This window comes from Priestia sp. 3CA3, assembly GCF_056836725.1.
The window spans coordinates 149,492-162,800 of sequence record NZ_JBXENJ010000003.1; the positions used below are offsets into that span (position 1 = coordinate 149,492).

The following is a 13,309-nucleotide window of genomic DNA, read 5'->3' on the forward strand; positions in this document are numbered from 1 at the left end:
ATCCTCCCTCAACTAAAATACTACTGTCACAACCTCTTTAAGTATATTTATTCAAGATGTTTGGCATCATTGATTGTTTCAAGACGCCATTTTCCACTTTCATAAGCAAAAGTTGTAATCGATGTATTTTGTAAAATAGTAGTCCCTGTTCCTTGTTCTCCGCTTGTTACATGATGAATGAATGTATTAATTGCCGCCCCGTGACTAACAACTGCTACTTTCTTTCCAATAGACTCCTTCATAATTTCCGTTAAACGCCGAACCATCCGTTCTTGAGCGGCTTCGAGTGTTTCAATATTATATAAAGGTTCTTCTCCCCAATTTGTCGCATAGTTTGGCACAAGCTCATGCAGCACTTCTACGTTCTTTGATTCTAATTCTCCAAAAGAGCGCTCGCGCAGCTGCTCACAAACCTCGACTTTCTCTACTTTAGCGACTGCGGCAATTTTCCTAGCCGTCTCCTGCGCACGAAGCAAATCGCTTGTGTAGACTACATCAATATGGATATCTTTAAAACGTTCCGCTACGCGTTTGGCTTGTTGCTTTCCTGTTTCGTTGAGCGGAATATCAGCATGCCCTTGAATAAGTTTGTTTTTATTCCAATCTGTTTGGCCGTGTCTAATTAAGTAAAGCATCGTAATCCCCCTTTAATCTCGTTTTAAAAATTGATAAACAGCTTTATCAACCTCTGAGCTTTCATGTAAATCCGAATGTGCTTCATGAAACGTTTGGAGATGAATGTGTTCGGTAAACTCTTGCAGTCCGTATGCACTTTCTACTGTTACCACTCCATCTGTCTTATCTCCCACATCTCCTGCTCCTGAAAAAACGTCGATCTCTTTTGAGAAATCTTGACGACTTTCGTATAGCTTGTTTAACGCTATAGAGTGAAAAGCTAAATCACGAGCCCCCATAGATTCAATATGATTGCGTGCATGAGGATACATCTCCATTAATTCCTGATAATCTAATCCTTGAATTGGCGATCCTAACGTAACTAACTTTTGAATATATTGAGGGTTAGCCAAACTAACTGCTGCTGCTGTTACTCCTCCCATACTATGTCCAACTAAATCCACAGAAGATGCTTTATATGTATCACGTACATCTTGCATAATAGCTTCAATCCATTTTTGCTGCTGTGCAATACTGGCATCTGGCTTTTTAAAGACGATATGAATAAGCGGAAGTTTTCCCTCTTTTGCTTTCATAATGTGCTTCCACTGAATAGCTCCATCTTTTTGAACGACGCAGTAAGCTACTTTAGTTCCCCATCCGTTTTGTTCAAATCGTTTAATCATTTTCCCTAAGCTTTTTTGACTGCCTAAATAGCCATGAATAAATAAAACCGGCACATTTTTCGATTGGGCACCTCGTTTTATTTGTGGGGCAAAAATATAAAAACAAAGCGAAATAAATAGTATGATACTGATCAATAAAATTAACAGCCGCAAGTTCTCACCCTCCGATCGTCTGGTCCACTACACTCATTAATAAAAAAATTTGGAGTAAATTTTATTCTGATACGTCCTGTAAGCTGCAGAACTTGTCATCTTTTTCTTGTCAACGAGCTGCTCAAAGCGCAAACGCTTTTCCGTAAGCATCTCTGTTAGCCTTTGTTCTTCATTAGCATCCGTGCATATAGAAATCAATTCTTCTATTGTAGCCATATCTCGTTTTAGCTCTTGTTCATCACTTATCATATTTGCATTTTTTAACATCCTATACGCTTGGCGCAGTTCTTCAGGTATATGTGATAAATCTTCTAACTTTAATGGTTTTCCTTCCCCAGGCAGCTTATCAAAGTCACCGTCTTTTATTGCTTGTCTAATTCTTTCTTCAGCAATTATATACGCAATATCCAAGGAAAGACCTCCTTTAAGAAAATATAAAATTCAATCTTACCTTCTATATAAAAGATGTATAAAAAACACAGCTTTTATAACCGTATTTTTTATTATACTATGATTATAAAAATTGAACTACCTTCACTTCTTGGAGAGACTATCCTCCCTTTGTGAAATCGTTTCTAGAGCTTCACTCCTTTCATTATCAAACTTTCTTGAGCAGTTTCTTAACTAGCTGAAATTCAATAAACGATTCTGCATAAGGTTTTGTTATCTTATCTTACTATATTTATACAAAAAAGCCTCCTTACGCATGTAAGGAGGTGGAAAAAGGTAATTCTAAGGTCATCATGTTATGCCTACTTTCTATAAAACCACATTTTGATAGCGTTTTCAATGTTTTTTTATTACTTTACTAATTTTCTTTTCGTTTAATGAGACTCCGTACATATAACGAAGCCTCACCAAATTTCTACTCTTCTTTATCTGATGGAATCATAATTTCTCCTTCATGCTCTTGTTTTTTCAAAAGCAGCTGGAGAATCGTTTTAGATAGTTTACTAGGCTGATAGGGTTTAATCAGAAACTCACACACTCCAAGCTCTAATCCTTTGCTTCTTTCGTCTAAAGCAGATGAGATTAAGATAGGAATTTTTTCTGTCTCTGTATTTTCTTTGAGATGCCTTAAAACATCCCAGCCGTCTAACTTATTTTCTCCTAGCATGATATCTAGAACAACCACTTCAGGCTTTTGCTGATGAATAGAGTTTAATGCGTCTTCTCCGTTATTAAAATACCGAACGTGAAAGCCGCTTTCTTTTAATTCTACCTGTAAAAGCGTCGCTAAACTTTTATCATCTTCTACAATCACTACGCTTTTACGGTTATCATTCGCACTTATCATCATTTCTTCATCGTACTGAACTTCATGTAGAAGCGGGAGAACAACCGTGAATGTTGTTCCTTTTTTCCATTCTGATTGTACAGTAATGTCTCCACCATGAGCTTTTACAATTTCTTTTACAATTGCTAACCCTAGACCCGTTCCGCCAATTTTGCGCATATCGGAGTTATCTACTCTGTAGAATTTGGTAAACAAATGTCCTAGCGCTTCACTTGGTATACCAATTCCTTCATCTTGAATATCAATATAAACAGCGTGTTCCTTTTGATACACTTTAACTGTAACGTTCCCTCCCTCGGGCGAATATTTTACTGCATTGCTAATTACATTATTAAACAATTGCAGAAGCTTATCTTTATCTCCCATTACTGTAAAATGCTCTTGATCGGAAATCATATCAAATTCATGCTTACTTGTTTGTATGTTCTGGACCTCAATCACCTGCTTAATAAGCGGCAGAATGTCTTGATACTTTTTATCGTAGGTTTGTTTCCCCGCTTCCATTCTTTGGACATCCAAAAAATCGTTGATTAAAGAAGTCAACCGCTGTGCTTCCTGATAAATAGTAGTTAAATACTTCTTCTGTCTTTCTTCTTTTAATGTTTTGTTTAGCATAAGCTCAGTGAACCCTAATACACTTGCTAAAGGTGTGCGCAGCTCGTGACTCACAGTGCTTACAAATTCCGACTTCATCTGATCAACTTCAAATTCTTTCGTAATATCACGATGAACGAACAATACGCCAAACATCTGACGGTTTCGATATACGTATTCGCTATAAACTTTTATAACTTTTCGCTTACCTTCCGTATGCAGATAATAAACAAAAGACTTTTCTACTTGCTCTCCCTTACAAATGGCTTTAACGTATTGTCTTAGCTCCTCTATATTTTCGACTTTTTGAGAGAGAGCATCTAGCCATTGATCACGAGAAAGCTGAAGAAGCCCGCTTTGATGCTCATATTGAAACAATTCGCTAGTCTTCGTATTCACTTGTAGAATCGTACCGCTTGTATCTACAAGCTGCATTCCTTCTTGAATCGAATTTAAAATATCTTGAGATAGCAGTCTGTCATGCTCAGACTCTTCGTAAATATAAATTTTTTCAAGAGCAATCGTAATTTGTTTGGCCAATATTTCAAATGTCTGTAATTCATGTTCTGTGTATTCATCCGCGTAGCGGCTGTAAAACATATAGGCTAGCATATCTCCCTGTGAAGACAGCACCGGTACGATAACATCATACAAATAAAACGTTTGCCGGTGATATAGGCGCTCATGTTCTCTACACTCTCTTTTTACTACCATACATTTTTTCGTCTTTTGCACATGATCAATGTAATTATTATGAAGGTTTTCCATCATCTGTTTAACACTTGATGAAGATAGACCAAATGAAGCATGTGTCTTTTTATCGGTTAGCATAATAAAACCGTGATCAGCTTTCATCACCCGGCTCATGTTTGTGACAGCACTCGTGAGAACTTCTTGCTTGTGAAGAGAATTTGTTAGTCCATGCACAAATAAATTGCGCAATTCTAACTCGCCTTCTCGTTCCTTTGTCAATTCCAATGCGTGCTGAAGTTCATCTTGCTGACTGTGCAACTCATCTTGCTGTGCAATCAGCTCTTCATTTTGAGCCGTTAACTCCTGTTCGTTATTTTGCAAAGTCGATACCATTTTGTAAAAGGCCTGAGATAGCATACCGATTTCATCTCTTCTATGTTCATCAAATGTCATAGGCATTTCTTTTCCCGCAGCAATTTCGCTTGCCGTATATGCTAGCTGACTCAGCGGCTTTACAAACTTATTTAGCAATACCCGTGTAAGCAATAATAAAATGACCACTGTAAACGCTAAAAATAAAATAAAGAACGTTTGACTTTTCTGCATGTCACTCGACGTGTCATCGTACTGTGTATTTAAGTCTTTAGTTAATTCATTTTGGTAGTCATCAAGTTCTTTTTGCATTTGTTCTATTGATTTAGAAGCAGCCTTCCGCTCAGGACTAGAGCGGACTCCTTCAATGCCTTTTTTGTCGTAAATATCTTTAAAATAAGGAAGCGTTTGATTAAAATACGTGTTTAGCATCACCGTCGCTTCATTTACAAACGTACGTTCACGTCTATCTGCCGCTAGACCTGAAAGTCGATCAAGATTTTCTTCGATACTTTTTTGCTGACTTGCAGCCTCGTTATACATATCCTCTGAATCAAATGCAATAAACCCACGAGCCTGCAAAAAAGCTCTGTTCATTGATTTATCAATTGTAGATAGCAGCTGTGCCTTTTCCCGTACTTGTGCCCTGTACTGGGCATAATCAGCTGTAATTTCTTTTTGCCGTACAACAAGTACAGTTGAACCCGCCGCAAAAGCAAGTAAAAGGATACTTGCTAAGAAGATGAACTGGGTTGAGATACTTTTTCGTTTTAGTTTATTGTTCATCTAAAATTTCCTCAACACGTTCGGCTAGCAATAGGGGACTAAACGGTTTAGACATAAAATACGCAGCCCCTGCTTCTAACACCCGGCTTTGATCAGCAGCTTGATTCTTAGCTGAAAGCATCAATACTTTTGTATGGCGCTTATCTTTCATTTCTTTCAGCTGCTGAATGACTTCAAGCCCGGTGAACACGGGCATCATATAATCCAAAATAATTAAGTCAAAATCACGTTCTTTAATAAATTCCAACGCTTCTTCGCCGTTTTCTGCTTCCGTCACTTCATGTCCTTCATCTTCAAGCGTATCTACCACTAACATACGAAGCACTTCTTCATCTTCCGCTAATAAAATTTTTGCCATTGTTATTCCTCCGCTTGTAGTCGTCCATACGTTTTTTGCAATATGAAGTAGGACGGCTTTATTCGTTCGTGAAAAGTTGGATACTCCCAATTTTTCCACTTGTATAAGTAAAAATCTTTTAATAAAAGTTCTCCTTTTTTCTGAGTCGGAAACGTATCTTCCACGTCATTGCTCTTCTTATTAACAGCTACGACTCCCACTTGAATTCCTTTCATTTTCTCGCTGGATTCTAATCCTTTTTTGGACCAAATATCTCCCATTATTTCTTTTTGACTCGGGTCTTTTACATTTAAAAGCGCCCAAGGAATGCGAAGTTCAGCAATTCCATTTGATTCATTCACTTTAAAATCTGCCAGCGAATCAAATGAAGAAGAGTTAGGATCGCTGTTTCCTTCTTGGAGCTTCCCAGTTTCATAGGCGTCAAAAGGAATGGTTCTCTTGTTTTTCCCCTCTCCAATCGCTAACTCTTTGTTAAGGGCGAGCCTGATTGGATTAAACATGCCGTTATCTTTTGTATCGGTTCCTTTTACAGATGGAATCATTTGAAGCTGATGGGCATACGAAAAATAATACGTATCGTAATAGCTGTCTATCCACAAGTGACTGTCTTCTTTCCCGTTTAATTCTGCTACAAAATCAATTCCTTTTGTTTTTAAAGAAGGAATTTGAGGAATCTTTGACTGTCCCTGATTGTTAATTGTGTTAAACAAGAAATAAAGCTTTTGATCTTCCAGCTCTTTTGCACTCACGTGTAGATATAGATAACCTTCATCACTTGTAATGTTCAATGCTTTTAACTTCTTAGACGGCTTATATACCGACTTGCTGTTCAGCTTTTCCCAATCATCTGATTTGCCGTCTACTTTGACTTTCAGCTTTGTTCCTGGATCAAAACTCAACAGGCCAAAATGCTGTTCTCCCGTTTGCAAATTCGTCCAAAATGGCCTGCGGTTCGGATTGTCGTACTCCATCGTATTCCACGTTCGCTTAAACCATTCATCTTGCCATGTAAAGACCATACCGCCAGCCATTTTTTCTTCAACAATATCTTCGTACAAGCGTGACAGAATCTTTCCTTGTTCTTGTTCCGTATGAAAGCCTTGATCCCATCCGTATACGTTTCTATGGGTGAGTCCTCGCGAAGCCGGAATGCCAAATTCAGCAACAAGCACGGGCATATGATGAACTTCTTTCATATTTTGCAAATAACCTGCGTAGTTATTTTTCTCTCCTCGATGATCGCGATAAGCGAGATAACGAGGTTCATAGTTTAAGAAATCAGGATAGTAAGGATAAATATGATAAGAAGCAAATAATCCCGGCTCAAATTTTTTAGTTGTGTGAATTAAATTAGGATTAACAGACACTTTATCTTCGTCTTCAGAAGGCTCATATGGATGAGTCAATAAATCCGTCGTCACCCAGTTCGTAAAGCTCATAGGCCGCTGCCAATCATATTTATCCTGCTCATAGGAAATTGTTTTTTCCATAAGCTGCGCAAGCCAAATTTCAAAGGGATTGCCTTTTTCCGTATAGATGTACTTCCCTTTAAAATCTTTCATTCCTTTATGTTTTTCATTTGTCGAAAGGGCTACCGTGGGATCCCATTCAACTCCTATAATCCAGCCTAAAACATAAGGAGACACGTCTGCTGTATACGTTCCGCTTGCATGTCCCGTCCGTTTTGGCAGTGTTGCATTTCCATGAATAACGTTTACAATCCTTTTCATTTCAGCTTCAAATTCTTTTGTATTTTCCTTTGCAAAAGCATCTTGTGAATCATAGAAAACTTCTTCATTCACCCATACTCCATGAAAAAGATAAATGGGTTCTTTGGCTTTTTGGTTATACTCAGCAAGCGCTTCATAAAAGCCGGGAGGGTGAATGGTGTATACGCGGATTGAGTTTGCATTCATCTTGCCAATTTCTTTAAACCAGCGCAAATATTCTTCTTTCGAAATAGCGGTCTCACCAGGGAAATGGCCTGGCTTACTAATGCCCATATTTACTCCTTTAATCAGCAAATCTTTCCACTTGCCGTTTTGATAAACTTGCAAATAATCTTTTCCTACTTTCCCTGCTACTTTACGGTCAGCATCTTCATAGATTTCCATATTTTCATTAAAAGTAACAGAAGCAGGCTGCGATGCATTTTGCTGTTGATCTATAATCTTATTCATAAGAGGCAGATAAACAGTCCAGTAAAAAGAAGACTCATCTTCTTTTCCGATTTTCTCTGTCCATTTCTTCCACACCGGGTAAAAAGAGGTTTGATAAATGGAAGGTACTTCTCCTTGATCTGCAAAATCTCCTGCAAAGTAATAAGTATCATATCGCTCTTTATTATGATGAACGACTGCTGGTATGGACAAAGGAATACCATTTTCCTTTAGCTTGTTTTTTCCTTCAGAATCCAAGTGAAAGACAAACTGAGCCTGCACATCACTTTTTTGCTGGGGTGTAATGACGTCAAACCAATATTGATAAGCAGATTCATCCTGTAAATTCAATGTTTTTTTTCCTTGTTTTGTATATTGAAACCATACTGGATTTTCTTTTAATTCTTTTTCCGTTATAATAACGAGCTTATTGGATTCATTAACAAACAGTAAGCCTTTGCCCGTAAGGTTCCATTCTTTGTTGTACTGCTTTTTGTAAGCACTTTTCACCCAAGCAGGAACTTCTTCACTGCCGAATTCATCAAAATAGCGACCAATCCAGCCGGACCACGTAACATTGTACAATTCATACAGTTCTTTGCGAACGTCTAGAGAAGTAGGACTTCCAAATGTATTAAACTCTCCAATCAACGTTTTTGTACGTCCATTCAGTGCTTTCTTAACGTAGCTCACGTCTTCAGAAGTCATGCCGCCATACACCAGCTGAGAACGATCTCCTCTTTTAGCTTTTACGCCTAAATCTTCTTTGTATACGCCATACGTGTCCGTGATATAAATCATATCTGCAGAGTTTGTTTTTGGCAGAGATTTAATGCTGTATGTTTTATCTCCATTCGGATAAAACCCTGCATAATCTTTTGAGATTTCATAATGCTTCCCGTCTTTGCGTACTTTCGCTTGATTCAGCATCCACATTAAGCCCTGATGCTCTCGAAACGTTTGATCTGGCACTGTTTTATCAATGACAAGCATATTCAAATCAGTTGGTTTCTTTAACTGCCAAATAAGAAATGGCGAAGCCGTTACTGCCATAACCAAAATAATGCCGCCGATTAATAACCATTTTTTCATTGTGAAACTCCTTTTCGCTGCATGTCTCCCCAGCCTTTTTTATTGCGAATAACGTCCAACAATCCATGACAGCGCCATATAACAGTTAGAGGGCGATACCAAAAGGATTCAGTCAGGGAAAAGACAAACAGCTTAGCGATATCAGATACTTTTGGATATTTGCGAAGGCTCCACTCTTCTAGCAAAACAGCCGCCATCGAATAAAGAGAACCATATACAACCATTAAGAGAAAAAGCAAATACGCAAATTCTACATAAATCCCGCCTACAACTAGAGAAATAACAATAAACAAATAGCCTAACATTTCCATGACCGGCCCGATTAGTTCAATAAACACAAAATAAGGCATAGAAATCATTCCGATACTTCCGTATTTCGGATTAAACAGCATCTCTTTATGCTTCCAAAGACTATCAAATAAACCGCGGTGCCAGCGGTTTCGCTGTCTTCGCAAATATTTGATTTCATCAGGTGCCTCTGTCCAGCATACAGGATCTGGAATATAAACAATTTGATTGTTGGCTTTTTTCTGTTTAATCAGTCGGTGGAGGCGAACAACAAGCTCCATGTCTTCGCCGACTGTATGAGAATAACCCCCAGCTTCAATCACCCAGCGTTTAGAAAATACGCCAAATGCTCCTGACACAATAAGTAATAAATTATGGCGACTGAGACCAATGCGCCCCATAAGAAAGGCACGTAAATATTCAATAATCTGCATCACAACAAGCGGCTGCGTATCAAGTCCAATCGATACGACCGCACCGTTTTCGATTTTACATCCGTTTGCAATTCGAATACTTCCTCCTGAAGCAATTACTTCTCCGTCTGAATCAATAATTGGCTTCATAACTTTTAAAAAAGCGTCTCTTTCCAACACTGAATCACCATCGATCGAACAAAAATAAGGATAGTTGGATAAATTAATTCCTGCATTTAATGCATCTGACTTTCCTCCATTTTGTTTATCGACTACATATAAATAATCGTATAATTTAGAACGATATACAGCTTTTACTTCTTTCGTCTCCACTTGCTTTCTCACAACTCGATTCATTTTCACAAGAGAAAACTCTTCGATGAGCTTTTCTAACGTATCATCTGAAGATCCATCATTTACTACAATTACTTCATATTCCGGATATTCAATTCCAAGCAGCGAACGCACGCTTCCAATAATCCCGACAGATTCGTTATAAGCAGGAACTAATATAGATAACGGCGTTGTATAGCTAACCGCAAGCAAATCTTCATAAGGTTCTTCATCATTTAATTGATATTGCTTTCGCAGTTGAAAAGCAGAGATGATAAACATCATAAAATAAAAACAAAGCACAAAAATCATATAAGCAAATACAGCCCATCCGCAAACGGACAAAAAAAGATGCCAAACACTATTCCACAACCGTAATTCCTCCCTTTTCAAGCCATTCTGCTGCCATATCTTTCGAAAACTTGTCATCAGTCGTTTCATATACATGAACTAAGTATTCCGTACCTGTTGGGATTTTCATCATTGACTGAGCAGCATTCGAACGCACAAGAAAATGAGAATCTTTCAGCGACTGCTCGAGAAGTGACAATCCCTTCTCATCTCTCGTTTTGCCTACTAGTTTGGTAGCCATCATTCTCTCTTGCCACATATCTGATTGAAGATGTTTCGTGAGCTCCTCTACTTTTAATGGAAAAGATAAAGCGTTAAGTGATTTCAACGAACGAATTCGCAGTTCTTCTGATGAACTTTTCATGTGCATTTTTAAGAAATCGATATACTCTAACTTATGATTGATACCGATCATATCGATAAGTGGCAGCTGAATTTCTTCTTGCAGGTCTTCAAATTTATTAATAAATTGCTGAAACTGCTCACTGTTCATAGTTCCAAACAAAGAGCGGTACATAAATTCAGACAGCGGTTTAGAGGCATTCGTCATATACACAACAAACTCAGGACGGTTTAGCTTAACTAAAATCTTTAAAATTTGATTTTTTTCAGCCGCTGTACTATTTTTTTTCTCATACATTTCTACTAATTGGTCTGTTAGCGTAGTAAGACCAAAATCTTCAATAGCATAAAGGGCATTCATTCTGACACTCCACCTAGAATGATGCAGCTCTTTTTTATATTTGGGTGTAAAAACCTTCTCCGCATAGAGCGTGATGTTATTTCGGATGTCATCACCTTGCACAGCTGCAGAAAAACCGCTCAATAGTTCCGCTACACCCGCCAGCTCTATTTTATTTTTAGGCTCTATCCGATGCTCTTCATCTTTTCTATATAAGTAAATGAAAAGAGATTCTTTAACACTCTCTTTATAGGATTCTACTTTTGCTCGAAAAGCGTTTAAACGCGCTTTTTGAATAAGTAAATAACTTAGAAAACAAACCAACAGCAATAGCAATCCGCTAAATAAGATATATACCACTTGAATTGACATCGCCATTTATTTCACCTTCTTCATTAAATGACGTACGCGCGCTTCAAGCTCCATTAACTTAAATGGCTTTGTCATGTAATCGTCTGCCCCAAGTTCTAATGCTCTTTGAATATCTTGTTCGCTGTTTCGTGATGTAAGCATAATAACCGTGTACTGATCGTGACGTTTCTGCTGCCTTAATTTTTGCAGCACTTCTAAGCCATCCATCTTAGGCATCATTCCATCTAAAATAACAAAGTAGTGATCGCTAGAGTGAATCCATTGGGACTCAAAAAACTCGATGCCGTCTTTAAACACTTCTATTTTCACTTCATAACGATCTCCTACATCAATCTTACTTAAAAGCTCTTTCAGCATCGTTCGAATGATAGAATCATCATCAATAATAGCCATACGAAGCGTTCGCTTTTTAACCAGCTTGCTTTGAGAAGAAGCTACAATTTTTTGACGTCCTGATTCCTTCGCTATATATAATGCTTCATCAGCTTGATGAAGCGCTTTTTCTAACGGCCATTCATTGTTATGAACTTCTACAACTCCGCCGGAAAAGCTGCAATAAAACGAATTGCTTTGATGTGTGAACACTTTTTTCACAAAGGAATCCAACAGTCTATTTAATACTGTTTCTGCCTCTTTTATATTGGTTTTTGGCAGTAAAAGAATAAATTCTTCGCCTCCATATCTAAAAATGTGATCTGTTGGACGAATTTCATGCTTCATATACTCTACAAATGCTTGCAGCACGCGGTCTCCCATAAGATGTCCATACTGATCATTTATTCTTTTAAAGAAATCTAAATCTAAAATCGCTAAACAAAAAGGATCTTTTAAGCGGTCGTAGCTGGATAGCTGCTGACTGTAGATTTCTTTTAAATACGTTCGGTTATAGGCTCCTGTTAATTCATCAAACATTAAATAGGAGTTAAACATCTGCTTTCGTTCAATATGATGACCAATTCGAAGTAGACTTTCTTCCATATCGAGAGGTTTAACAAGGAAGTCATCGGCCCCTAATTTAAAAGCCTTCAAACGCGTATCTCTTTGATTATCAACGCTCATCATGACAATCGGAACGAACAGTTGCTTTGTTTTATCGCGTAAAAATGAAAGAATGTCAAAGCCTGTACAGTCTTTCATATGTACATCAACAACAAAACAATCCGGCTTTAATTCGTAAAAAGCCGTAATGGCTTTTTCTTTAGATGCAGTTGCTAATACGTACCAGCCCTGTTTTTCAAACTGTTCTTTTAAATACATCAGCATTGAAAGATCGTCATCAACAAGTAAAATATTAGCTGTTTGTTCACTTATTTCTATCGGTTTATTTATATCTTCTGCGGATTGAATTTCATCTTGATAACAAATTTTAATAATATCTAATAAAAAAGTATTCAATTCGGCGTAATTCCAGGTTTTTTTCTGTTTTTTTTCAACAGCTTCCATTAACTCGCGGGAGCGATCTCCTAAATAATGCAGTCCAATAGTTGCAGACGTTCCAGAAATTGAATGCAAAAAGCGGTACACCTCTTCATGAAGTATTTCTTCATTTTGATCAGTCCACTCTTGCAGCCGCTTACGCACATTAGCTAATAATGCAATTTGATATTTATCCATCTTATACACCCTTTGTTCGATATAGTTAACACTTACCCCATATTACTCCATCCATTTTTCTATAATATTTTGTAAGTAAATGAAATATTTTCTTAATTTTATTTTAAGTATGTTTTTTCCAAATGAAAAGCAATTCCTTTTTAACCATACTTTTCCTCCAATGATTTTACTTTAAAATGATTCTTTTTTCACTCATTATTTTTCTTTCCAGATAAGTAAAATGTCCTGTTATCTTCTTTACAAATAGACCTGAAACCTTATTGACAAAATTAATGAGTCTTTGTTACCCTTATACACGTTGTAAAAAATTTAAAAGTGAATGTTAAGGAAAGCAGCCGTTTTGATGAACGATCAATCAAATCAGGTTCTTTCCTTTTTATATTTTTACTAAGGCAGATACTTTGCTAAATAAAGTTTCGCTTTATACACCGTGTCCTCTTTGTCATAGGCG

At 37.4% G+C, this 13,309-nt stretch carries 9 protein-coding genes; all 9 read right to left on the bottom strand.

The genetic code is table 11. From position 1 onward, the window contains the following. Positions 1-47: 47 nt before the first annotated feature. On the bottom strand, positions 48-635 hold the full coding sequence (locus tag AC1VNJ_RS10155; RefSeq protein WP_154991682.1) for a histidine phosphatase family protein: 588 nt from the start codon (positions 633-635) through the stop codon (positions 48-50). Between the two features lie 12 nt (positions 636-647). Next, the gene (locus AC1VNJ_RS10160) at positions 648-1,454 is read right to left on the bottom strand and encodes an alpha/beta fold hydrolase (protein WP_033578176.1); all 807 of its coding nucleotides are present in this window, start codon (positions 1,452-1,454) and stop codon (positions 648-650) included. Between the two features lie 36 nt (positions 1,455-1,490). Beyond that, on the bottom strand, positions 1,491-1,865 hold the full coding sequence (locus AC1VNJ_RS10165; RefSeq protein ID WP_014461362.1) for a DnaJ family domain-containing protein: 375 nt from the start codon (positions 1,863-1,865) through the stop codon (positions 1,491-1,493). Between the two features lie 454 nt (positions 1,866-2,319). After that, positions 2,320-5,196: an ATP-binding protein gene (locus AC1VNJ_RS10170; RefSeq protein ID WP_482640760.1), complete on the bottom strand. Its 2,877-nt coding sequence runs from the start codon at positions 5,194-5,196 to the stop codon at positions 2,320-2,322. Then, positions 5,186-5,554, bottom strand: a complete 369-nt coding sequence (locus AC1VNJ_RS10175; protein WP_028412195.1) for a response regulator transcription factor — start codon at positions 5,552-5,554, stop codon at positions 5,186-5,188. Before AC1VNJ_RS10175 ends, AC1VNJ_RS10170 begins: the two co-directional genes overlap by 11 nt. Before the next feature lie 2 nt (positions 5,555-5,556). After that, positions 5,557-8,805, bottom strand: coding sequence for a hypothetical protein (locus AC1VNJ_RS10180; RefSeq protein ID WP_482640761.1), 3,249 nt, complete (start codon positions 8,803-8,805; stop codon positions 5,557-5,559). After that, positions 8,802-10,211 (bottom strand): glycosyltransferase family 2 protein, encoded by a 1,410-nt coding sequence (locus AC1VNJ_RS10185; RefSeq protein ID WP_033578173.1) that lies wholly within the window; start codon positions 10,209-10,211, stop codon positions 8,802-8,804. Before AC1VNJ_RS10185 ends, AC1VNJ_RS10180 begins: the two co-directional genes overlap by 4 nt. Next, positions 10,201-11,250 carry a HEAT repeat domain-containing protein gene (locus tag AC1VNJ_RS10190; RefSeq protein ID WP_482640762.1) on the bottom strand — a complete coding sequence of 350 codons (1,050 nt, stop codon included), beginning with the start codon at positions 11,248-11,250 and terminating at the stop codon, positions 10,201-10,203. Before AC1VNJ_RS10190 ends, AC1VNJ_RS10185 begins: the two co-directional genes overlap by 11 nt. After that, positions 11,251-12,858, bottom strand: coding sequence for a GGDEF domain-containing response regulator (locus tag AC1VNJ_RS10195; RefSeq protein ID WP_482640763.1), 1,608 nt, complete (start codon positions 12,856-12,858; stop codon positions 11,251-11,253). It abuts the gene before it with no gap. Positions 12,859-13,309 lie beyond the last annotated feature (451 nt).